Source organism: Streptomyces sp. NBC_00190 (genome assembly GCF_036203305.1).
GTDB lineage: Bacteria > Actinomycetota > Actinomycetes > Streptomycetales > Streptomycetaceae > Streptomyces.
In genome coordinates this window covers 7,235,541-7,258,108 of record NZ_CP108131.1, presented here as the reverse complement: position 1 = coordinate 7,258,108, position 22,568 = coordinate 7,235,541, and the positions used below count along the sequence as shown (strand labels likewise).

Below are 22,568 nucleotides of genomic sequence, written 5' to 3'. Positions count from 1 at the left end.
GCCTCGCCGCCGAGCTCGGCGGCCTGGAAGAGCTCGCTGTGCAGGCGCGGACTGCCCCTTCCCAGTGGGCGTGTCAGTGCAGTCCGCTGTACGCGGCCATCATGATCTCCATGCCTCGGTTGTCCTCCTGCTGGTCCCGGTCGATCATCTGGTTCATGACGTAGGCCACCGTCATGCGTGAGCCGGGATCGCTCGCCACCAGCGAGCCGCCCCAGCCGCCCCAGCCGAAGGTGTTGCCGAACTTGCCGAAGCCCGCCGTCCAGGACATGGGCGTCCGCAGGACGCGGTCGTCACCGTGGAACACCTCCTGCCATGCGGGCTCGCAACCCTGGGGAGACAGCAGTCGCACGCCGCCGGCCGACCCCTGGTTCGCCAGTACCGACTGGACGAGGCCGACGGAGCGAGCGTTGCCGAAGCCGTTCACCGCAGGGATCTGTGCACGACGCCAGGCCACGGAGTTCACGTCCTTGACCCGGATCGCGGCACCGGTGTTCTCCCGGCGTGAGCCATCCGGCCCGGGCGGTGCAGTGGCGGTGAACTCGTCGGTCAGTGACGGCGGCGCGACGAGGGCTGCGACTCGGCGGTCATGCTCGGCGGAGAGCCCGATGTGGAAGTCGGCGCCCAGCGGCTTGGCCACTTCCTCAGCGAAGAACTCCCCGAGGCTGCGGCCGGTGATGCGGCGGACGATCTCACCGACCAGGAACCCGAAGGTGAGCGCGTGATAGCCGGCGGCGGTCCCCGGTTCCCACTCGGGCGCCTGCGCGGCCAGCGAGGTCGTCACGCTCTCCCAGTCGTAGAGCTCCTCGACCGCCGTCGGCCCGGACAGGTCCGGCAGTCCCGCCGTGTGCGACAGTACGTGCCGTACCAGCACGTTCTCCTTGCCGGCCGCGGCGAACTCAGGCCAATAGGCGGCGACGGGCGCGGACAGATCAAGCTCGCCCCGGTCGGCCAGAACCAGCGCGCACAGGGCGGTCATGTTCTTGGTCGTCGAGTTCACACCGGTGAGGGTGTCGCGTTCCCAGCTGACGGATCGGCCCGCATCGGCGTACCCGCCCCAGATGTCGACCACCGGCTCGCCGTCGATGTAGACGGCCGCCGAGGCGCCCACGTCCTCCTTGACGAGCAAAGCTGCAAGTGCCTCTCGGACCGCAACAAACCGCGGGTCGCAATATCCCTTAATGTCAGTCATGGACGTGATCCTCAGATAACGCCAGGTCTTCCTGCCCAACCATTCCCGCACTGGTTTTGTCAGGCAGGGCTCGATCAGATTCTCTCTACTCCGTCAAGACGGCCTGACCGCGCAGGGTGGGCGTTCCTGCGGTGGAGACACGAGGCGGAAGGACGAATACCCGTGCTGGAGCAGCTGAATCAGGCGCTGGACCACCTGGAGACCTGCCTCGACCGGGAGATCGACATGGCCGAGGTGGCCCGGTTCTCCGCGATGTCGGAGTACCACTTCCGACGGCTGTTCTCCGCGCTCGCCGGGATGCCGCTCCCGGTCTACGTGCGGCGCCGGCGGATGACGCTCGCCGGGGCCGAGGTGCTGGCCGGGGAGCTGACACTGCTCGATGTCGCGGTGCGGTACGGGTACGGCTCGGGCGAGGCGTTCGCCCGGGCGTTCCGGTCGGTGCACGGTATCGGTCCGGGCGAGGCCCGGCGCACGGGCGCGGTGCTCACGGCACAGCCGCGCATGTCCTTCCGTGTCGTCGTCGAAGGCAGTACGACCATGCGGTACCGGATCGTGGAGAAGGAGCCGTTTCGCGTCGTCGGCAGGAAGGCCCGGGTCCCGCTCGTGCACGAGGGGCTCAACACGGCCGCCGCGGCGCACCTGGAGAGCCTGGACGAGCAGGCGATCGTACGGATGAAGGAACTGGCCGACGGGGAGCCCGAGGGGATCCTGTCGGTGGTGGTGCACCTGACCGACAGCCGGGAGGAGGGCGCCGAGGTTGACTACTGGATCGGCGCGGTGACCGGTCCCGAGGCGGCCGCCGAGGAGCTCGAGGCCCTCGACGTGCCAGCCGGGACCTGGGCGGTCTTCGACAACCACGGGCCCTATCCGAGCGCCCTCCAGGAGCTGTGGCGGGACGTGTTCACGCAGTGGTTCCCCTCGAACCCGTACGCGACCCGGCCGGGTCCGGAGCTCTTGCGGACGCAGCCTGTGGAGATCGGCGCGGAGACCGACTCCCAGCTGTGGATCCCGGTCGAGCGGGGCAGCAGCGGGAGCGCCGGGGCGTGAGCACAGCGCGATAGCGGCGCCCTACGCGCTCCGGGTGGCTTTGCAAGCGAGTTGCGGTTCTGGCACCCGTTCCGGATGCTGTTGGTGATCTTGTCGGGGCCTGTTGGCACGGAGCCGACGCGCCCCGTGCAGCTGCCTGACTTGCAGCCAATGAGCGAGGCGGGTCGGACCTTCGGCTTTTCTGGTGGAACGGCAGGCAGAGTTCTACGCTCGTGGGACGAACGCGGCGGGCGTCGAGCCGTGAGGTATCCCCCGGGTGGGGAGACGAGGGGGGCTTCGTGCCGAGGGCAGCGTTTCAGTTTCCTGCATTGCAGTCGGATGATCCGGACAGTCTCGGGGGCTTTCATCTGGTGGCGCGGCTGGGCGAGGGCGGTATGGGGCAGGTGTTTCTCGCTCTTTCCCCCGGCGGGCAGCCAACGGCCGTGAAGGTGATCCGTCACGAGTTCGCCGGGGACGGGGAGTTCGGACAACGATTCGCGCGCGAGGTGGGCGCCGCACAGAAGGTGCGCGGTGCCCACCTCGCGCCGTTGCTGGACGCCGACCCCCAGGCCGAGCGGCCATGGCTGGCCACGACGTACGTGGCCGGGCCCTCCCTGCGGGATCTGGTGGCCGACCATGGGCCGCTGCCGACCGAGCAGGTGATGCTGCTGGCCTGGGGCATCGCCCACGCCCTCGTCGACATCCACGCCGCGAACGTGGTGCACCGGGACCTCAAGCCCGGGAACATCATGCTGGACGAGAGCGGTCCGAAGGTCATCGACTTCGGCATCGTCAAATCTCTGACCCAGTCCGTGACCTACAGGAGCCATTCCACCCGGATCGGCACTCCGCTGTACATGTCGCCCGAGCAGGCCTCGGGCCGCCCCGTCGGTGCGGCCTCCGATGTCTTCGCTCTCGGTTCTACCTTGTACTTCCTCGCCGCCGGCCGTGAGGCGTTCGCCGCGGAGAACGAGTGGGCCGTTGCCCACCGCGTCGTCGCGGACGACCCGGACGTGTCCCTCTTCACTCCCCCTTTGCGTCAACTGATTGGCGCCTGCCTGCACAAGGACCCCGACCAGCGCCCGGCACCGTTACGTGTGCTGGAGTGGTGCGAGGAGGAGCTGGGTAACGCGCTCGGTCCGGGCGCCTGGATGGGGATCACTGGTGCCCGCGCAGCTATCCAGGCGCGCACCAGCGCTTTGCGCGCCCTTACTGTCACCGACTCGGAAGCGGCAGACACCGCCCTTCGTGATCAGCCCGATTCCCCGCATATGACGGGTGGCAATGAAGGCGGCGGGACGCCGGAGACCGGGCCTGTCGCCGCATCGGCTCCGGCCGCGTTGCCGGGCACTCAGAAACTGCCGCAGCAGGTGCCGAACCCGATCGGGACTCCATCGGTGGGCGAAGTGATCGGCACCCATGTGGCAGAGATCCTCCTGGCAGCGGGAGCGCTCCTCTGGGCGAGCTTCAAGCCGATCTTTTCGGAGACCTGGAAGAAGGAGCCCTCCGGCACTCAAATGGCACACGTACTCGAACGCTTCAACTGGCAGCACCCTTGGGAAGCAATTCCCAGCGGCATCCCCGGAGTGACAACGAGCTGGCAGGCGATACCCATGGGGATCATCGGTACAGCGGCTGGACTAGCCTTGGCAGTCCTGTTCCTGCTGAGGCTGGCCGACGACCAAGACCTAAAGAAGTGCGGCCTGGTGGCAGGCGTGATCTGTGCCGGCTGGATCACCATCGTCACGCTCCTTGGTCTGTGGGTGCTCGCGATGACACTCGGCCTGGAGCCCTCGGATGACGCCAACCCCGGATACACGATTCGCAGCGTGCTCCTGCCTGGAGGATGGCTGCTACTTCTCGCAAACGGCCTGATAGCCGACGCGCTCCGACGCACGCAGGGATACCTCGCGAGGCGGGCGGCAGACAGTGCCTGACGCTCGGACCTTTCTCACCGAGGTGGGTCAGGTCGGAGTTGCAGTACTCGTGCAGGTCCCAGCCCGCACGCCGCGGGGCGAAAAGCTGGCGCAGGCCAGTGTCAGAGCGGGGCCCTGGCGTTCGCTGGATGGATGAGACGGGCACCGGCTGCCGCTGCTCAGACCCCTCCGTGCTGTGGCTCTGCGCGAAGCCCACCAAGAGCGGCCAGCCCTGCGGCAGGCCCCTGTCCGCCTGCCGCCAGCACCGCGACGACCCGAGGCGCTCCATACGCGCCGCAGCGCGGCGCGGGGAGCTCCGGCAAGATCACCAACAGCATCGCTTCCGTGATGACTACGCCAGGAGGACGGCCCGCGTCCAGGCCAGCTCGCCTGCGTGCAACCGCTTGAGCGGCTCGGGGTCTGCGCTCGAAGCACTCGGGGCTGGAGGCCTGGGCCTTCACGGTGGCACGGTCGGCACCCGCTGCTGGCCGAGTCGATCGATGGCTGGCCAACATTCCGGCTTCCCTCCTTCATGCGGAAACTCCTGCGCAGCACCATCCGCGAGGGCCGAATCGGGTCCAGATTCCAACGCCGATGGCGCTCCGGTCTGCAATGTTGTTGAGTAGACGTTCCAAGTGATCTGGATGTTCAGAGGAGTTGACGGTGAAGAGGGCGACACGGGGGATAGCGCTGGCGGTGCTGGCGGTGGTGTTGGCCGGGTGCGGAGGCGATCCGGCTGGCCGCGCGAACGGCGACTCCCTGGAGGGGCACGAGAGTGCGACGTCGCTCACGTTGTCCGCGGAGCAGGTGCGTGTGGCGATACCGAGCGGCGGGAGCCTTCCTGAAGGCTGGATCGGGGGAAACTGGGCGTCCAAGCCGCAGGTGGACGAGGGTGCGAAAGCGGCAAAGGAGTGCGGGCCCGATACCCAGACGAGCTGCGCCGGGCTCACGGCCTACGGCCACCGGTCCGTCGAGACCAAGGAAAACGCGGAATCGACGGGCAAGGGGGCACCTGTGTGGTTCCACATCTACTCCTTCGACACCGCCGAGAACGCGGGCGTGGCGTTCAAGGGCCTGGCCGCCAACAAGCGCAAGCAGGCGTCGCAGGGCGGGAGCCCCCCGGCGCCGCTGACCATCTCGGCGGGCGCAGACGAAACGGATGCGTTCTCCGAAGACGTCAGCGGCGAGTACAGCGTTCAGGTGATGATGCGCGTGGGCGGGGTCGTCGTCTACCTCAAGGGATACGACCAGAGGAAGCCGGACGACCTGCAAGGACTCGCGAAACTTCAGATCGACCGGATCAGGAAGACAGCGGAGGGCAAGAACCCCGACGCGTGACGGCACTCGCGGCCCGGGCCCGCGAGGCCCGGGCCGCTGGCCCGCGTCGGCTACTGCTCTGAACTCACCGTCTGCACCCACACTCGCGACAGCAGTAGTCATCACGGAACTGATGCTGTTGGCGATCTTCGCTCGGTGGGGTGAAAGCACTTCGACATGCTGTTCGTGCTGGCGGTCGGTGTGCTGCTGTTGTCGAGCGGGGTAGTTCTGCCGGTCGGAGGGGGCCGGGATGACGATGGGGTTTGCTTCGGGTCGTGTGGTGCCGGCTCTGACCGTGAGGATGGCCCGGGCGAGCAATCCGCGGGGCACTGCGGCGATGTGGATGCGTGACCGCCTGGACGAGTTGTTCGTGGACGAGGATTTCGCCGACTGGTATCCGGAGGACGGTCACCCAGGCCTGTCACCGGCCCGGCTGGCGCTGGTGTCGGTGTTGCAGTACACGGAGAATCTGACCGATCGGCAGGCGGCGGAGGCCGTCCGATGCCCTCTGGACTGGAAGTACTGCCTGCGCCTGGAGCTGGATGACGCGGGATTCGACTTCTCGGTGCTGAGCGAGTTCCGTGACCGGCTGACACAAGGGGACCGGGCGGACCGGCTGCTGGCGGTGATGGTCGAACGTCGGTGCTCGGCGATCCGGTAGCGGGCGTAGCCCAGACGTTCGGCATGCCGGGCCAGGTCAACCGTGCGGTGCAGCGCCAGTGCAGGGGTCGAGTCCGAAACAAGGGGTGCGAGGTCCAACGCCGACAGCGGGCACGAGCTCGTCAGGGCCGGTGAACGGGTGGGGGCTCATTGGGGTCGACGGGGACGGGCGTGCCGTTCGGGCCCGTTTTGTATCTCCTCAGGGTGCAGGGGTTGCCGTCGGCGTCGTACCAGCCCTTGAAGACACGCTCGCCGAAGAGGGAGTAGTCCTCCGATCCGGCGAGGATGCCCGTGGTGTATTCGTACCGCTCCTCGTCGCTCATGGGTGAGCTGCGGGGGGGTCTCGTCTGGTTGATCGGCCATGGCGCCTCTTTCGTCTGCGTGGGATGGCTGCCAGTTGCCGGCTGCCGGCGCCCACAGACTGTGCCCGGCTCGTGCAGTGTGCACGCCGGACGCACCCGAACATGTGGGGCCGGAGAGCTGGTTCCGGCGGAAGCACGACAGCGCCGGCTTCGGACCCCACAGGGCTGAGGTCCTCGGATAGATCTGAGGACGGGCCGCGAGCCGAGATGAGTCCTGCGGCGGTGGCGGTCGTAGTGTCGCTCCTGTCTCCGAGGAGGACTTCTGATGCGCAACGTGACCTACTCGATGGGCGTCTCCCTTGACGGCTACATCGTCGGGCCGGACGGCAGCTTCGACTGGACGGAGCCCGACGAGGACGTCTTCCGCTTCTGGATCGACGAGATCCGAAAGATCGACGTCCACCTGTTGGGACGACGGCTGTACGAGACGATGCTGTACTGGGAGACCGCCGACCAGGATCCATCGCTCGGCGACCCCGAGCTGGAGTGGGCCGCACTCTGGAAGCCGCTCCCCAAGGTGGTGTTCTCCGCCACGCTGTCGACGGTGCAGGGCAACGCCCGCCTGCTCTCCGGCGGCCTGCCGGAGGAGATCGAGCGGTTGCGAGCCGAGCCGGGGGAGGGCGACATCGCAATCGGCGGCGCGACCCTCGCCGCCGAGGCGGCCGCGTCGGACCTGATCGACGAGTACCAAGCCATGGTCTACCCGGTACTGGTCGGCGGCGGCATCCCGTTCTTCCCCCGGGACGAGCGCCGGGTGGATCTCGAACTCGTCGAGACCCGCACCTTCAGCTCGAAGGTCGTCTACCTCCGCTACCGCGTGGCGCGCCAGGCCGTGCTCTAGAAGTTCCCGATGTGCGGTCGAAGGCCGGAAGCGATCCTGTGGCCGGCCTGATCGGCCGACGCCGGGATCGTGCAGCGGATCCCGGCGCCGACGCGGACACGCACGGTTCGCGCGCGATGAATCAGGCTGGTTCGCCGGCAGCCCAGGCTCTGTAGCCGTCGACCTCGTAGTCATCGTCCGCGGCGAGTTCGGAGTCGGTGATCACCTCTGACGGCTACGCTCCGTACAACCTGCCAAGTCCAGTCTGAGGACCTCGTCCCCGACTCCTTCGTGGCCACCGGAAGTCATCCAGCATCCTGACGAACTGTCACCGAAGTCAGCATTGGTCCGGGCAAAGCTGACCCCAGCTGGTCATACCTGGGAAACATCGAGGGCCCGGAGGAGGCCTCCCGGAGCCCCCGTCGCCCGCCCCACCGGAACGATCTCCGCGCGGGATGCGACCTCTCCTCGGCTGACCTAGATCGACACGTTTCAGAAACGTGCAGGTCAGCGCACCCGTCCGCGCGCCTTCAGCGGCACCGGCGGGAGCTGCGGCGCAGGGATCGGAGGGCCGTCGTAGCCCTTGACCTCGCCGTAGCGGGTGCCGTTCGTCCAGAAGGGGTCAACCGCGGGGCCAAGGAGTCCGACCCCGTGCGCGCGACCGAGTTCTGGGCCGCCCTCGCGGACGCCTGGCGGGCCAATCCGGTGATCCGGCTGCGGGAGACACAGCGGGTGCTCAACTTCGCCGGTGCCGTTCTCGGCAGCCACGACACCGCCCCCACACCCACCTCTGCACCTTGGGATCCGATGCCCACTGTCGCCTACGACGGCGGGGTAGTCATGCTCTCTCCCCAGAGCTGGCGGGGTTCACCGACGCCCGGTTCGGCGACTTCACCACCGGCAACGTGCTCAAGGACGGCCTGTACGTCCTCGTGGCCGAGGCCGAGGAACGCACCCCCTGGATCACCGAGTTCTGGCAGGGCGTCGACGCGTGCCGCGACACCTGCCCCGCCTTCGCCTTCTGCGGGGGTGCCCACGCCGCGAACCGGTACTTCGAGCATGCCGGCAGGTTCGACGGGACCAGGACCCGGTACTGCACCACCGCCAAGATCGCCCTACTCGAAGGAGTCACGCGACATGTCCGTTCACACGCCCACTGACGCCGCCACGCTCGTGATGGACTCAGCGGAGGGATTCGAGTCCCTCCTGGAGGCAGCGGGCACCGCCGCCGTCGCCCGCTGGGAGAACGCCTGGACCAACGCCACCTGGAGTAACCAGCCCACCTCCGAAGCAGCGCACGCCAAGCCCCTCGCCGCGTTCGACAACCGCCCGACCTGGGACAACCCCACGGCCACCTTCGACAACCGGCCCACCTGGGACAACTGGAAGAACAAGTAGCACCCGCCGACGTCCGGGCGGTCCCGCCGCCGCGCGGGGCCGCCCCGCCCCAACGACAAGGAGCACCATGGCCATCCGCACCTTCGGCCACGCCACGATCACCCTGCCGGGGCTGGACGAGCCCGGCCTCTACCTGAATAACGTCGACAGCCTCGACAGCTCCCACGGCACCGTCCAGGACTTCGCGTACGGGGACGCCGATCTCCGATCACTCGACCTCGCGGACACGCAGCTCGTCACCGGCCGGATCGCGGGCGTCCGCGCGAAGCGGCTCGAGTTCGAGGCGGTCAACCTCCACGGCGTCGAGATCAGCGACAGCGAGCTCGGTTCGGCACGCTGGACCGGCAGCAAGCTGACCCGCGTCCACGTCCGGGACTGCAAGCTGATGGGCGCCTCCCTGGACGGCCTGGTCCTCGACGACGTGCTGTTCGAAGGCTGCAAGCTCGACTTCGCCACCTTCGAGAAGGTCCGCGTCACCGGCCCCGTGGCCTTCATCGGCTGCGTCCTCAAGGAAGCCACGTTCACCGACTGCGACCTGTCCGACGTCGTGTTCACCGACTGCACGCTCCGGCTCACCGAATTCGGCACGGGCCGCTACCGCAACACCGACCTCCGTGAGAACGATCTGTCGGCAATCCGCGGCCTCGCGAACCTCGCCAAGGTCCGCATCGACCCCGGCCAGCAATCCGACCTCGCCGAAGCCCTCGTGAACGAACTCGACATCACCATCGGGGACGACTAACCCAGGAGGACCCCGTGCCCCTGTACATCGCCTACGGCGACCCCTCCGCCCTCCGCGCCCGCTGCGAGATCGCCACCGTCCGGACCACCCGCCCCGAGGAGACCGCATACGAGCCCGGCGCGCTCATCCCCGCCGGGCAGTGGCGCCCCATGACCGAGGTGGATGTCAAGGCCGTCACAGCCCCTCGCCGCCCCCTGGACAGCACGCTGGTGGAGGTCGTCCGGCCCCCGTACCGGGAAGGACTCCCGCTTGAAGCCCTCACCGACCCCCTGGGCGACCCGGATGCGGTGTACCTCGGCCAAGCCTTCGCCAAGGCCGAAATGACCACCACCACCGACAACTACGAAGACGGCCGGCTGATCGGGCTGCACCTCGACAACTGGGACAAGCTCCCGTACGCCGGCAAGCACACCGGACGCCGCAGGATCTGCCTCAACCTCGGCCCCGGAGTGCGGTACGTCATTCTCGGTGCCATCGACGCCCAAGCGGTCTGCCGAGCCGTCCACCCCGACTACCACGCCGACCGCTACCCGCACACCCAGGACTACCGCGACTACGTCGCCAGCGGCCGCCCCATCGGCATCATCCGAATACGCCTAGCCCCGGGCGAAGGCTATGTAGCTCCCACCGAGTACCTGCTGCACGACGGTTCAACCGAGGCCCAGGACCGGCCATCAGCCGCCGCATTCTGGCTCGGGCACTGGCCCCGCGGCATCCTGCCCTCCCTCATCTGACCTCTCGCGCCGATGCCTTCCGTGGGACTCAGACTGATAGCAAGGCCACCCGGTAGGCCCGCGGCACCACGCGAACCGCATAGCTTCGCAACCGTTAGGACATCCTCGGAAACAGCAGTGCGGGCCGCCGCTCCCCGACAGCGGCGGCCCGCACTCCCCCATGACGCCGGAGGCGGGCAGAGATCGGATGCCCCTGCAAGCTGCCAGCGCTTGCGGCAGCAGGTCGGGCAGGAAAATCTGGCGAAGCCCAGGCCAAAGGTGCCGTATGGTGGAGGCATCGACGCGGGGTGGAGCAGCTCGGTAGCTCGCTGGGCTCATAACCCAGAGGTCGCAGGTTCAAATCCTGTCCCCGCTACTGCTCAGAAGGGCCCAGATCTCCAATAGAGATCTGGGCCCTTCTGCTGTATCCGGCACCGACGTTCTTAGTACTCCAGCAGTACTTTGTGGCTTGACCTGGGGAAACGTCGAGCGGTGGGAGTGTAGCGGGCAGGTTGTCGTCACGGACGGCTTCTGCCGGCCTGCCCCTCGAAGGAGTGCCCACGACGGTGGTAGTGGCAGCGGCGGGCCACCGCTTGGCGTCGCCGACGCCAGTGCGACCAGTTCAACGCGTGGGTGTAGGCGCGGGGATCTCGGGGTGGACGAGCTGCCAGGAGGCGCCGCACTTCTGCCACAGTGAGCTCGATGACCACGGCATCCTCACCGGCGGATCCCCCTTTTGGGCTGCTTGCGTGCTCATCACGGCGAGGAAGGTATGGGCGAGCATGGCCAGGGTGATGTGTCGGTACCAGCCGACGTAGCGGCGGACCTCGTACTCGTCCAGGCCGCACTCGTTCTTCGCGGCCTGGAAACACTCCTCGATCGCCCACCGGGCGCCCGCGACGCGCACCAGTTCGTCCACGGCGACATCCAGCGGCGTGTAGGCGAGGTAGTAGGCGATCTCGTCCGGCCGGCTCAGGCTGCGTCGTGCCAGTGCCCACCGTCGGCGGATCAGCACGCCGTCACGGTGGTCGTACTCGTCCACCGGGCGCAACTGCACGGCCGCCCAGTCGTACTCGCGCTGTCCCTTCGCGCCCGCGCCGCAGGAACGGCGTTCCCATGCCTGGTCGGGGGCCTTGTCGAAGGCCTTGTCGATGCGTGGGCCGGCCAGGGAGAACTGAGACTTTGGGACGGCCAGGACATAGCCGACACCTGACGTTTCCAGCATCCGGCGAAAGCGGTTGTCCTGTCCGTAAGCGGCGTCCGCCGTGACCCAGGCGATTGGCAGTGGCGAGGCCAGGGCCCTGCGGACGATCGTCGCCGCGAGGGTGTTCTTGGTGGCGAACTCCCGCTGATCGGGGACCTTGGCGGCGCGGCAGCGGTCGCGGTCGTCGGTCCAGGACCTGGGCAAGTAGAGCTCGCGGTCTACGAGAGCACGGCCGGCCGTGCTGGTGTAGGCGGCGAAGACGCCGATCTGGCAGTTCTCGGTGCGGCCGGCGGTGCCGGAGTACTGCCTTTGGACTCCGGCGGAGGTGGTGCCCTTCTTCAGGAAGCCGGTGTCGTCGATGATCAGCACCCCGTTGGGGCGGCCGAGGTGTTCGGCGACGTAGGCCTGAAGGTCGTCGCGGATGCCGTCGGGGTCCCAGCGGGCTCGGGAGAGCAGGTGCTGCAGTGCGTCGGGGGTGGCGTGGCCGGCGTGTTCGGCAAGTTGCCAGCTGTTCTTGCGGGCCACCGGGCCCAGTAGTGCGCGCACGTAGTCCCGCATGCGGCGGCGTGGTTCGACACGGCCGAAGTGGTGCCCGATGGTGGTGAAGAGGTGGTCCAGGTCGCGGTCCCAGGTCTCGCCTGCCTGTTCGGTGATCACAACATGAGGCTTCCCCGGCCCGGGACGACCTTGCCGTCGTGGGCACTCCTTCGAGGGGCAGGCGGGCAGAAGCCGTCCGTGACGACAACCTGCCCGCTACACTCCCACCGCTCGACGTTTCCCCAGGTCAAGCCACAAAGTACTGCTGGAGTATTAGTACTCCAGCAGTAGATCGTGATCTTCATGGGTGAGGGGCGGCTTGGCGGCGGTAGTGACTGTGGCGGGCGCGGGCCTGGTGGCGTCGGCGCCAGGTTGACCAGCGCAGTCGGTGGACGGTGTCGCGGGCTGGTTGAACGATCAGGGCGATGAACAGGCGCTGGATCTCGTTACAGGTGAGGGGGATCAGTCCGCTGGGGCTGGTCCCGTCGTCTGCTGGGGTCTGCTCGCGGCGTTCGAGGGTCATGGTGACGGCGAGCAAGGCGTGGGCGCGCAGTGCGAGGGTGACCCAGCGGTACCAGGAGTCCCAGCGTCGCACCTGATGGTCGTCAAGTCCCGCCAGTCCCTTGGAACTTTGGAACATCTCCTCCACTGTCCAGCGACTGCCTGCGACCGTGACCAGGGTGCTGAGCGGGACGGGGCGGGGAGAATAGCAGCGGTAGTAGGCCAGCTCCCCGGTGGTGCGGTTGCGGCGGATCAGCAGGTGCTGGTGTCCGGCCGGCTGGCCTGTGGTGATGGCGACCAGCGCCCAGTCGTACCAGCGGTGGCCCTTCGCGCCGCGTCCGGCGGACAGCTTCTGCCAGGCGTGGCGCGGTATCTTCCTGGCCAGGTGGTCGGCGCGCTGCGGGCCGGCCGGGGTGGGGATGCGGTTGGCGCACGAGACCGCGAGCACGTAGCCCAGTTCGCGTGTCTCCAGGGCGGCTCGAAGTTTCGGGTTGTCGCCGTAGACCTCGTCGCCGGCTGCCCATGCGGCCAGGGTCCCGGCGTCCGGGGCGCGTTCGATCATCTGCTGGGCGAGCTGCGGCTTGGTGGCGAAGCACACCTCGTCCGGGACGGCGGCCTGCTCGCGGCGTTCGATGTCGCCGGTCCAGGACTTGGGCAGGTACAGGGCGCGGTCGATACCCGCGTGCCCGTGCCGGGAGGTGTAGGTGAGGTAGACGGAGACCTGGGAGTTCTCGATCCTGCCGGCGGTTCCGACGTACTGGCGTTGGACGCCAACAGTGTGCGTGCCCTTCTTCAGGGCGCCGGTCTCGTCCATCACGAGCACGGCCTGCTTGTCCGCCAGATGCTCCAGCACGTAGCCGCGCAGGTCGTCGCGGACCAGGTCGGCGTCCCACTTAGCCCGCCGGAGCAGGTGCTGCAGCCCGTCCGGGGGTGGTGTCTCCGATGTGCTCGGCTATGGTCCAGCAGTTCTTGCGCGGCAGGTCCGACAGCAGCCCCAGCACCAAGCCTCTGATCCGACGCCGGGGTTCAACCCGCGCGAAGCGGCCCGCGATCCGCTGCATCAGGCCCTCGAATGACTCCTGCCACCGGGCACGGTCTACGCTGTGACCTGCGGCCACCGCATGATCTTCAATCTTCACACACCGATGATCAACGGTGGTCGCACCCGTTTTCACAGCGCCCTCACCGCAGATCGCGCCAGGAGGACATATGCAACGCGGCGAAGTCTGGTGGGTTGAGTTCGATGAGCGACGGCCGGTCGTGCTGCTGCCGGGAGACGAGGCGTCCGGGTTCCGGGCGATGCAGGTCGTCGCTCCGGCGGGCGTCGACATCAGCGATCTCGGCGTCGAAGTGGCCGTGGGCGCCACGGAAGGACTGCCCTTCGAAGGCGTGCTGCGGTTCGCGTTCCCGCGTCCAGGCTTCACCCCTTGCACGTGGCTGACCACCGTGTCCCGTGACGACCTGGTCGAACGGGCAGGCGTGCTGTCCTCCGTGAAGCTCAGCGAGATTGAGGACGCCCTCCGTGTTGCTGAACAGCCGAAGGAGTGGACCGCGACGGCAGCCGCGAAGCTCAGCGAGATGAAGGATGCCCTCCGCCTCGGTGGACTGGAGTAAGCGGGCAAGGGACGGACGCCGCCAATGGTGTGGGCGATCTCGTCCAGATGATCAACGCTGGCCATCTCCGCGGCGTCCCACACCAGCAAGATCACGATCTACGGCTGGACTACTAGTAGGGCTTGGTCAGGTTGGGGCTGGTGTGGGTATGTCGCGGTGACAGGTGGGGCAGGCGCCGTTCCAGGTGGCGAGGAGGGTCTGCAGTTCGCGGACGATCCGGTAGAGGCTCAGGCCGGCGCCGTGTCTTTTGGGGCTCTGGCCAGCCGCTGCAGGGTGCAGAAGGCGTGGGCGACGGAGACGAGGGTGACGTGGTGGTGCCAGCCGTTGAAGGTGCGGCCCTCGAAGTGGGCGAGTCCCAGGGCCTGTTTCATCTCGCGGTAGTCGTGTTCGATGCGCCAGCGGAGCTTGGCCAGGCGGACCAGTGTGGTCAGTGGGGTGTCGGCGGGCAGGTCGGAGAGCCAGAACTGGACGGGTTCGCCCTGGTTGGCCGGCCACTCGGCCAGGAGCCAGCACTCGGGCAGTTCCGGGCTGTCGGCCGCTTGGCGGACCTCGCGTCCGGCGGGCCGGATCCGCAGGGTCACGAACCGCGAGTACATCCGTTTGAAGCCGCTGCGGCCGGTGCCGGGCCGGGAGCCCTCACGCCATTGCACCGGCTTTGCCGCCTTCCGGCCGGCCGCGATGACCAGCTGTTTCACCGACTGCGGCTTGTCGGGGTACTTCTCCACCGGCCGGCGTCCGATCCCGGAGTACGGCTCGGCGACCGGTAGCGCGTGGCCGGGCTGGGCCGAGAGGGTGGTGGAGATTCCCACGACGTAATTGAGGCTGCGGGCCTGCAGGCCGTGCCGGAAGGCCGCCGCGTCGCCGTATCCGGCATCCGCGACGGCCACCGGCACCTCGATGCCCCACGAGCGGGTCTCATCGAGCATGTCGAGTGCGAGCTGCCATTTCTCCACATGCCCGATGTCGTCGGGAATCTGGCAGGCGGTGCGACGGGCGACCTTGGCCGGGTCCGCCTTCGGCGAGGCGGGATCCCAGGTCTCGGGCAGGAACAGCCGCCAGTCGACCGCCGCCGAGGCGTGATCCGAGGCCAGGTGCAGGGAGACGCCCACCTGGCAGTTGGTGACCTTGCCCGCAGTGCCGGTGTACTGCCGCGACACACACGCCGAGGCAGTGCCGTCCTTGAGGAACCCGGTGTCATCGAAGACCAGTACGGTGGGCCGGATCGCCTTTTCCATCTTCCAGGCCAGCCGGGCCCGCACATGCGCGGGGTCCCACGGGCTGGTGGTGATGAAGTGGGCCAGGGCCTGACGGTTACCGTCCTCGCCCAGCCTGGCGGCCATCGGCTCGACGGACTTGCGCTGCCCGTCCGCGAGCAGGCCCCGCAGGTAAACCCGCCCCCACCGACGCTGATCCTTACGCGCGAATGGCTCGAAAACCTCTGTCGCGAAGTCCTCCAACTCGCCACGTACAGCTGCAATTTCCTCCGGCGTCACACGTCTGCAACGACACACCGAACCCGCAGGACACGCAACACCAGCCCCAACCTGACTAAGCCCTACTAGCACCCCCGCCGCAGAGCCCGCGATCGCAACACGGGCGAACGCGCCCTCCTTGACCGCCGCCTGCGTACCGTCAGACGCTGACCTGCGTCTTCCTCGCCGCGCACCGCTCTCGACCGCGCCAGAGCGTTCACGGCAGAACCGCCAGCCCGATACCAGTCCGCAGCCCAAGTGCCGAACCGGTGGCGCGATCACGCCGCAGCGATGACGTCGCTCAACCCTCCATGCCCGGCGGCGCCCCGGTGATCACCGCCCGTGGCGAACCCGCCGGGCTCCTGCCCCGTCCGGGCTTGCGCCGGGTCCCGGATCCACCCCCGCCAGCACCGGCAGATGCTCAGCTCCACCGCCGTACGGCCGCGTCACCCCACTCATCCCCATCCCTCTTGTTATGCAAGGAGTTCGCCATGCCCGTTGCTGGCAAGGCGGGCTGTTTCAACCTGCGGAATGGTTGTCGCTGGGGGATGGCCAGCGCGCTGGCCGAAGGTGCGGTCGGTCTGCCTGCTGTGGGTTCGGGCGGCGTGGGTCTGGGTTGTGACTGAAGGTCCGACGACGAGCCCAAGAGCCTCCATGAGGTGATCACGGACAGCTTGAGAGCGACCGCGCACTCGCCTGGGTGTTCAGAGAGTTCTTCCACCTTGCCTTCCTCCCGTCTCCCAGGTGTCATCACCACCGGCTCGGCGGTGCCACGCCAAGGCCCTAGCGGTGAAGCCAGCGGTGCCCGCTGCCCACCCAGCCCCCATGACACCCGACGTCTGCCGCGCCCCTCCACACCCACCACGAACGGGCGTAGGGCGCCGGGCAGGGTTTCGTACGCGTCCTCACCGTCACCACTTGACCTGAGTCACCCCCCGCCCCACACCGGGGCCTCGGGCACGTCAGCGATGTCCGTTTGCAGGAAGCCGGGCCATTGGCGGGCCAGCACCCCGACGCCTGATCATCACGTGAGCACCCGACAGGCCCGGGCCACACAGACCGCCGAGGGCTTCTGACGCCGGCAGGTCCGCGACTGACACCAGGCACCGACCAAGATCCGGACCATTTACGGACCAGCTCCCTCCGTGAAGCTGCGGGCATGGCCATTTCCGCACTCAGCATGAGTACCTCTGCTGTACCACCAGGAGACGAAGAACCTGCTTACAACCTCGACGACCGCGCCTCGTACGACGCCCTCACGGCAGGAACAGGCCGACCAGCACTCGCTCGTGAGTTCGGGAACGCCATACCTGCTCGCTCCCGCAGCGCACTGCCGGGATTTCGATACTGCGTTCGACCAGGCAAGCGCCCGTAGGCCGCGAGCAGCGCTGCCCGAGGCCCGCGCCACTCCTGAAACCACCTGCTCGGTACAGCGTGTTGTACCGAGCAGCGTCAGGCTGCGATCGCCCCCACGCCTGAGGTAGCGGGACGCCATCAGACCTGACGAACTGTCACTAAAGTCAGCATTGGGTCAGCATTGGTCCTGGCAAAGCTGACCCCAGCTGGTCACACATGGGAAACGTCGACCGCCCGAGACGGGCCTCCGGGAGCGCCCGCCGCTCCCTCCGCAGGAACGATCTCCGCAGGAGTGGCGGCCTCTCTTCGGCCGGTCTCGGCCGATCTGGATACTTCAGAAAAGCGCAGGTCAGCGCACCCGACCACGCGCTTTCAGAGGCCCCGGCGGGAGCTGCGGCGCAGGGATCGGAGGGCCGTCGTAGCCCTTCACTTCGCCGTACCGGGAGCCTTCCATCCAGTCCTTGCGCGCCTGTACGATCTCCTCGTTGGAGCGGCCGATCCAGTTCCAGAACATGACGATCTCCTCCTCGAACGGCTCGCCGCCCAGGAGCATCAGGCCAGCGTCCGACGAGGCCCGCAGGGGGAGTTCCGTGCGGCCGCAGCCGAGGTAGAGCATCGAGCCCGGGACGACCGGGACGCCGTCGACGTGGGCCTCGCCGGACATGGAGAGGACCGCGTACTCGAAGTCCGGCTCCAGGGGGAGCCTCGTCTCGGTGCCCGCCGCGAGGGCCAGGTCCGCACCGACGATCGGGGAGTACGTGGACCCGGGCGAAGTCGCCGTGTCCAGGGTGCCCAGGACGACCGTGGCGGTCAGGCCCGGGGCGGTCACGTGCGGGAGCTCCGCGTGGTGCTGGAAATGGGGTTCCACGTCCCGGTGGGCGTCCGGCAGGGCCACCCACAGCTGGGCGCCGTGCAGGAAACGGGCGTGCGGACGCGGGCTCTCCTCGGAGTGGCTGATGCCGCGCCCGGAGGTCATCAGACCCAGCTCGCGCGGACGCACCGTCGCCAGGCTCCCCACGCTGTCGCGGTGCAGCACCTCGCCCTCGTGGAGCCAGCTCACGGTCTGGAGCCCGGAGTGCGGATGCGGCGCGACCTGCATACCGGGCTCGTCCGCGATGTCGTCCGGGCCGTAGTGGTCCACGAAGCACCAGGCGCCCACCATGCGGCGGCCCAGGTTCGGCAGGAGCCGGCGCACCTCTGTGGACTCCCCGAGCTTGACGGTGCGCGGGCTGAGGAGTTCGCGTACCGGTTCGGCCACGACGAAACCGCGGCCTCCGCACGTGGAGAGAGCGGGCTGGCGATCGAGATTGCTCATGCGGACAACCTAGCCGCGCGGCGAGGGCTGCGTCGGGTGGAATGTTGCACCGCCCGAACGTGTTGGAGGCTGCGGACACACCACCTGAACGCGGAAAGGCGGAAGGGACGCGATGAACGCGCCGACGACGTACTTCGAGCACGGGACGGCAGCCGAGCGCTGGGCGCGGGCCCAGCTCTTCTTCGACGCGAGGGAGTACGCGACGGCCGCACGCATCCTGGACACGCTCGCGAGCGAGGCCCCGGAGCAGCTGGCGCCCAGGCTGCTGCTGGCCCGCGCCTACTACCACTCCGCCCAGCTCTCCCGCGCCGAGCGCGAGCTCCGCGCCATCCTGGAGCGCTGGCCGGTGGAGGACTACGCGCAGCTGATGCTCGGTCGCACGCTGGAGCGGAGCGGCCGGGCCGCCGAGGCCCGTCCGTACCTGCGGATGGCCGCCGCGATGGCCGGGGAGTTCCCCGAGTAGGGGCCGTACGGGCCGGTCAACGGCAGCCCCGGCCCCGTCCGTGCGGGGCCGGGGCTCCGCCTCGGCTAGCCTGGGTCCCATATGAACCGCCTGACCACGCCTTTCGGCACCTACGAGCTCACCCGCTTCCCCGAGGACCCGCGCGACCGGCTCCGCGCCTGGGACGCCGCCGACGAGTACCTGCTGCGCCACCTCGACTCCGGTACCGGGGAGCGCGGGCCGGTGGACCTGGCCGGCGCCGGGCAGATCACCGTGCTCGGGGACCGCTGGGGAGCGCTGACGACGGCGCTCGCCGCGTACCGGCCGACGCAGATCACCGACTCCTCCCTCACCCGCTCCGCCACCGCCGCGAACCTCGACCGGAACGGGATCGGGACCTCGAAGTCGACGGTGACGCTGCTGACCACGCAGGATCCGCCGCCCGGGCGGATCGACGTACTGCTGGTGCGCGTACCGAAGAGCCTGGCGCTGCTGGAGGACCAGCTGTACCGGCTGGCCCCGCACGTGCACGCGGGCACCGTGGTCGTCGGCACCGGCATGGTCAAGGAGATCCACACCTCCACGCTGCGGCTCTTCGAGCGGATCCTGGGCCCGACGAAGACCTCGCTCGCCGAGAAGAAGGCGCGGCTGATCTTCTGTACGCCGGGCACCCCCGGGGCCGTGCACCCGACGAGTGCCGGGCCGTGGCCGCTGACGTACACCGTGGACGGGGACGCGGGGTCGGGCTCCGGCCTGACGGTCGTGAACCACGCCGGGGTCTTCTGCGCCGACCGGCTCGATGTCGGCACCCGTTTCTTCCTGCAGAACCTGCCGACCAACACGGACGGCGCCCGGGTCGTGGACCTGGGCTGCGGCAACGGCGTCGTCGGCACGGCGGTCCAGGTCCACGACCCGGACGCCGAGGTCGTCTTCACCGACGAGTCCTACCAGGCGGTCGCCTCGGCGCGGGCCACCTACCGGGCGAACGTCCGCGAGGGCCGGCGGACCGCCGAGTTCCTCGTCGGCGACGGGGTGGCCATGCTGCCCCCGGGCTCCGTCGACCTGGTGCTGAGCAACCCGCCCTTCCACTCCCACCACGCCACGACGGACGCGACGGCGCTGCGGATGTTCGCGCAGTCGCGCAAGGCCCTGCGGCCCGGCGGCGAGCTGTGGATCGTCGCCAACCGGCACATGGGGTACCACACCCACCTGCGCCGGCTCTTCGGCAACAGCGAAGTCGTCGCGAGCGAACCGAGGTTCGTGGTGCTGCGCGCGGTCAAGCAGGATCGTCCACGGGCTATGTGACCTGCCGGTAAGACCTACACTCGGCCGCGTGAGCAGCCAGGTGGGGGACGAGAGCGGCGGCGGGCGGTACCGCCGGGAGGACGTGGCCCGCGCGGCCGGCGTCAAGGTACGCAACCTGCGCTACTACCAGGAGCGCGGGCTGCTGCCCCCGCCGCGCCGGGAGGGCCGGATCGCCTGGTACTCCGAGGACCATCTGACGCGGCTGCGGCTGATCAGCGACCTGCTGGGGCGCGGCTACACCGTCAACGGCATCGCCGAGCTCCTGCACGCCTGGGAGGACGGCGGCGGTCTGTCGCAACTGCTGGGCCTGGAACGGGAGATGACCCGAGACTGGGTGCAGGAGGAGCCGGTCACGATGACCCGGGCCGAGCTGCGGGAGCTGTTCGGCCCCACGGCCACCGCCGAAGACACCCGTCGGGCGGCCGAGTTGGGGTACCTGACGGTCGACGGGGACCTGGTCACCTACCCGAGTCGGCGGCTGCTGGACGCGACGCTGGCGCTGGTTCGGCAGGGGGTGCCGCTGGGGGAGATCCTCGACGCCGGGGATTTCGTACATGTGCAGGCGGCGGCGCTCGCGGACCGGTTCGTCGGACTGTTCCGGCGGCATGTGATCGGTGCGCAAGGGCTGGAGCGGCTTTCGGCCACGCAGCTCGAGCACATCACGGCGGCGGTGACGGCATTGAGGCCAGTGGCGGGCGAGGTCGTGGCCACGGAGTTCGCGCGGGCGATGGCACGCCGGGTGGACGCGGAGGTCGCCGAACTGCTCCGTACGGAGCAGTAGGAGTCGGCCGAAAGGGCGCGCTCGCACAACCTTGCCAACCTCCATTGGCACTCTTACATTCAACTCGTCGGTAACAACGGTGCACAGCCGAAGTTAAGGGACGATCTCATGGCAGATTCCCCCAAGTTACCCGAATCCCCCGGCGACCCCGGTACTCCCGGCGACCCCGGTACTCCCGGCGCTCCCGGTGCTCCCGGACCCGTCGACGGCCGCGTCCGCTGGCGTCGCTTCGCGGTCCTGACCGTCCCCGCCGTCGCCGTCACCGCCGGCCTCGGCATCGCCCTCGCGCAAGGCGTGCTCGCCGCCTCCTTCGCCGTCTCGGGACAGCAGTTCAAGGTGTCGGCGAAGAGCCTGGAGGGCGAGGGCTTCGCCCAGTACGGCAGCGTGGACGTCAACGCCCGCGAGGAGCTCATCCCGGTGGCGGTCACCGCCATCAAGGAGGCCAAGCTCAACAGCCTGTGCCAGTCGGTGGTCACCACGCTCCCGGTGATCGGGGACATCTCCCTCAACCTCACGGCCGGGCAGAAGAAGCCCGTGGAGGCGAGCAACCTGTTCGTCGACGCCACGCAGCTCGCCGGCGACGCGGTCTTCACCAACATCGAGATCGGCCGCGACGCCTCGACCCTCGACAAGGGGCCGGCCGAGGCACAGGGGATGCAGGACCTCTTCGCCCAGCAGGCGGACAGGGTCAGCATCACCGATCTGCAGCAGACGGCGTGGGCGACCAACGCCGGCACCTTCAAGCTGTCCGGGCTCAGCATGAACGTCAGCAAGGGCAAGAAGGAATGCTTCTGACCCGCTGGCGGCGGTGGCGGCGCAGCAGACCGTTCTGGGGCGGGCTGTTCGCGGTCCTGGCCGGCGCGTGGATCTGCGTCCTGCCGCTGGCGCCGCTGAAGATCATGCTCCAGCAGGGCGTGGCGGGGATCCCGTCCGTCCTGATGGGCATCGTCATGATCGTGCTCGGGCTCACCGCCTGGTTCGCGCCCCCTCAGCGGAGCCTGGCCGGTGTCCTCACCACGCTGATCGCGACCGCATCCCTGGTCCTGTCGAACCTGGGCGGCTTCCTGATCGGCACCCTGCTCGGCATTCTCGGCGGCGGCCTGATGTTCGCCTGGCAGCCGTCCGCCGCCCCCGCTCCCGCTCCCGTCCCCGCCCCCGCTCCCTCCCCCGCGGTCCCCACGCCGCACTCCGATCCCCAAGGAGCACAGCCATGAGCCGTACGCGCACCGCTCTCGCCCTCGGGATAGCCGCCGCCGCAGCCCTGTCGGCGGCCTCGGTCACCGCCTCCGCCGCGCCCTTACCGCTGGCCGGGTCGACCACCGTCACCCCGGCCGGAGACTCCTTCAAGGCCACCCTCAGCGGGAAGGCCACCTTCAAGGCCGGGTCGGTGACGGTGACCTGTACGGTCTCCGTCGCCACCGGTGCGGTGCCGGCCGCCCCCGGCAACACCAACCCGGCCGGGGCGGTCTCGTCGCCGATCTCGCCGCCCACGTACAGCTCGTGTACCTCCAGCATGTGGGGCGTGACCCCCACGGTCACCACCAGCGGCTCCTGGTCGGTGTCGATGCAGGACGGTGCCCCGGCCACCGCCACCATGACCGTGCCGGTCGGCGGGCTCGTCGTGCACACCACCGGCCTGGCCACCTGCACGGTGACCGCCGCTCCTGCGACCTCCGCCAACGTGCCCGGGAACTGGACGAACGGCGCCCCGTCGAGCCTGACCTTCACCAACGCGTCGGTGCCGGTCACGGTCACCGGCGGGTTCGGCTGCCCGACGAGCGCGACCACGTCCACCTTCAACGCCGTCTACCTGGTCAGCGACACCACCGACCCGGCGCAGCAGATCACCGTCGGCCCCTGACCCACCACCCCGCGCACGCCGAAGCCCGCCGGACTCC

General features: G+C 68.9%; 21 protein-coding genes, 1 tRNA gene and 2 pseudogenes. 17 read left to right on the top strand and 7 right to left on the bottom strand.

The window, feature by feature from the left end; all coding sequences use genetic code 11:
* Positions 1 to 73: 73 nt before the first annotated feature.
* The gene (locus OG429_RS33765; RefSeq protein ID WP_328929049.1) at positions 74 to 1,189 is read right to left on the bottom strand and encodes a serine hydrolase domain-containing protein; all 1,116 of its coding nucleotides are present in this window, start codon (positions 1,187 to 1,189) and stop codon (positions 74 to 76) included.
* A 162-nt stretch (positions 1,190 to 1,351) separates the two neighbouring features.
* On the opposite strand from OG429_RS33765, the gene OG429_RS33760 reads away from it, so the two are divergent.
* The 4 genes from OG429_RS33760 to OG429_RS33745 all read left to right on the top strand — a co-directional run bounded on the left by OG429_RS33760 (position 1,352) and on the right by OG429_RS33745 (position 6,109).
* On the top strand, positions 1,352 to 2,236 hold the full coding sequence (locus tag OG429_RS33760; RefSeq protein ID WP_328929048.1) for an AraC family transcriptional regulator: 885 nt from the start codon (positions 1,352 to 1,354) through the stop codon (positions 2,234 to 2,236).
* Between the two features lie 278 nt (positions 2,237 to 2,514).
* Positions 2,515 to 4,152, top strand: coding sequence for a serine/threonine-protein kinase (locus OG429_RS33755; protein ID WP_328929047.1), 1,638 nt, complete (start codon positions 2,515 to 2,517; stop codon positions 4,150 to 4,152).
* Positions 4,153 to 4,794: 642 nt separating this feature from the next.
* Entirely contained in the window at positions 4,795 to 5,469 is a 675-nt protein-coding gene (locus OG429_RS33750; protein ID WP_328929046.1) for a hypothetical protein, read from the top strand.
* 322 nt (positions 5,470 to 5,791) lie between these two features.
* Positions 5,792 to 6,109: a transposase gene (locus tag OG429_RS33745; RefSeq protein WP_328929045.1), complete on the top strand. Its 318-nt coding sequence runs from the start codon at positions 5,792 to 5,794 to the stop codon at positions 6,107 to 6,109.
* A 121-nt stretch (positions 6,110 to 6,230) separates the two neighbouring features.
* Here OG429_RS33745 and OG429_RS33740 read toward each other — a convergent pair whose 3' ends face one another.
* Positions 6,231 to 6,431: a hypothetical protein gene (locus OG429_RS33740; RefSeq protein WP_328929044.1), complete on the bottom strand. Its 201-nt coding sequence runs from the start codon at positions 6,429 to 6,431 to the stop codon at positions 6,231 to 6,233.
* Between the two features lie 304 nt (positions 6,432 to 6,735).
* On the opposite strand from OG429_RS33740, the gene OG429_RS33735 reads away from it, so the two are divergent.
* Positions 6,736 to 7,311: a dihydrofolate reductase family protein gene (locus OG429_RS33735; RefSeq protein WP_328929043.1), complete on the top strand. Its 576-nt coding sequence runs from the start codon at positions 6,736 to 6,738 to the stop codon at positions 7,309 to 7,311.
* A gap of 486 nt (positions 7,312 to 7,797) precedes the next feature.
* Here the strand turns inward: OG429_RS33735 and OG429_RS33730 are convergent.
* Positions 7,798 to 7,905, bottom strand: a pseudogene (locus OG429_RS33730) (pirin); the annotation flags it as partial.
* 290 nt (positions 7,906 to 8,195) lie between these two features.
* Here OG429_RS33730 and OG429_RS33725 point away from each other — a divergent pair.
* From OG429_RS33725 to OG429_RS33705, 5 genes are all read left to right on the top strand, one after another.
* Positions 8,196 to 8,450: a hypothetical protein gene (locus OG429_RS33725; RefSeq protein WP_328929042.1), complete on the top strand. Its 255-nt coding sequence runs from the start codon at positions 8,196 to 8,198 to the stop codon at positions 8,448 to 8,450.
* Entirely contained in the window at positions 8,428 to 8,688 is a 261-nt protein-coding gene (gene amcA, locus OG429_RS33720; RefSeq protein ID WP_328929041.1) for a multiple cyclophane-containing RiPP AmcA, read from the top strand. Before OG429_RS33725 ends, amcA begins: the two co-directional genes overlap by 23 nt.
* Before the next feature lie 67 nt (positions 8,689 to 8,755).
* Entirely contained in the window at positions 8,756 to 9,430 is a 675-nt protein-coding gene (locus OG429_RS33715) for a pentapeptide repeat-containing protein (RefSeq protein WP_328929040.1), read from the top strand.
* A 14-nt stretch (positions 9,431 to 9,444) separates the two neighbouring features.
* Positions 9,445 to 10,164 carry a hypothetical protein gene (locus tag OG429_RS33710; protein ID WP_328929039.1) on the top strand — a complete coding sequence of 240 codons (720 nt, stop codon included), beginning with the start codon at positions 9,445 to 9,447 and terminating at the stop codon, positions 10,162 to 10,164.
* A gap of 281 nt (positions 10,165 to 10,445) precedes the next feature.
* Positions 10,446 to 10,519, top strand: a tRNA-Met gene (locus tag OG429_RS33705).
* Between the two features lie 246 nt (positions 10,520 to 10,765).
* Here OG429_RS33705 and OG429_RS33700 read toward each other — a convergent pair.
* Both OG429_RS33700 and OG429_RS33695 read right to left on the bottom strand, forming a co-directional pair.
* Positions 10,766 to 12,001, bottom strand: coding sequence for an IS701 family transposase (locus OG429_RS33700; RefSeq protein WP_405959349.1), 1,236 nt, complete (start codon positions 11,999 to 12,001; stop codon positions 10,766 to 10,768).
* 184 nt (positions 12,002 to 12,185) lie between these two features.
* A pseudogene (locus OG429_RS33695) lies at positions 12,186 to 13,446 on the bottom strand (IS701 family transposase).
* A 148-nt stretch (positions 13,447 to 13,594) separates the two neighbouring features.
* Here OG429_RS33695 and OG429_RS33690 point away from each other — a divergent pair.
* A complete protein-coding gene (locus tag OG429_RS33690) occupies positions 13,595 to 13,999 on the top strand; it encodes a type II toxin-antitoxin system PemK/MazF family toxin (RefSeq protein ID WP_328929038.1) in 405 nt (134 codons plus the stop codon).
* Between the two features lie 227 nt (positions 14,000 to 14,226).
* Here OG429_RS33690 and OG429_RS33685 read toward each other — a convergent pair whose 3' ends face one another.
* Positions 14,227 to 15,492, bottom strand: coding sequence for an IS701 family transposase (locus OG429_RS33685; RefSeq protein ID WP_328929037.1), 1,266 nt, complete (start codon positions 15,490 to 15,492; stop codon positions 14,227 to 14,229).
* A gap of 1,684 nt (positions 15,493 to 17,176) precedes the next feature.
* A complete protein-coding gene (locus OG429_RS33680; protein ID WP_328929036.1) occupies positions 17,177 to 18,142 on the bottom strand; it encodes a pirin family protein in 966 nt (321 codons plus the stop codon).
* A gap of 112 nt (positions 18,143 to 18,254) precedes the next feature.
* Between OG429_RS33680 and OG429_RS33675 the strand changes: the two genes are divergently transcribed.
* The 6 genes from OG429_RS33675 (at position 18,255) to OG429_RS33650 (ending at position 22,531) form a co-directional block, all read left to right on the top strand.
* Complete coding sequence (locus OG429_RS33675; protein ID WP_328929035.1) at positions 18,255 to 18,605, top strand: tetratricopeptide repeat protein; 351 nt, start codon at positions 18,255 to 18,257, stop codon at positions 18,603 to 18,605.
* 90 nt (positions 18,606 to 18,695) lie between these two features.
* Entirely contained in the window at positions 18,696 to 19,889 is a 1,194-nt protein-coding gene (locus tag OG429_RS33670) for a methyltransferase (RefSeq protein ID WP_328930503.1), read from the top strand.
* Positions 19,890 to 19,917: 28 nt separating this feature from the next.
* A complete protein-coding gene (locus OG429_RS33665) occupies positions 19,918 to 20,670 on the top strand; it encodes a MerR family transcriptional regulator (RefSeq protein ID WP_328929034.1) in 753 nt (250 codons plus the stop codon).
* 237 nt (positions 20,671 to 20,907) lie between these two features.
* Positions 20,908 to 21,465, top strand: coding sequence for a DUF6230 family protein (locus OG429_RS33660; RefSeq protein WP_328930502.1), 558 nt, complete (start codon positions 20,908 to 20,910; stop codon positions 21,463 to 21,465).
* Positions 21,456 to 21,884 (top strand): DUF6114 domain-containing protein, encoded by a 429-nt coding sequence (locus OG429_RS33655; RefSeq protein WP_328929033.1) that lies wholly within the window; start codon positions 21,456 to 21,458, stop codon positions 21,882 to 21,884. Before OG429_RS33660 ends, OG429_RS33655 begins: the two co-directional genes overlap by 10 nt.
* Positions 21,881 to 22,531 (top strand): hypothetical protein, encoded by a 651-nt coding sequence (locus tag OG429_RS33650; protein WP_328929032.1) that lies wholly within the window; start codon positions 21,881 to 21,883, stop codon positions 22,529 to 22,531. The genes OG429_RS33655 and OG429_RS33650 overlap by 4 nt, the downstream gene beginning before the upstream one ends.
* Positions 22,532 to 22,568: the final 37 nt, after the last annotated feature.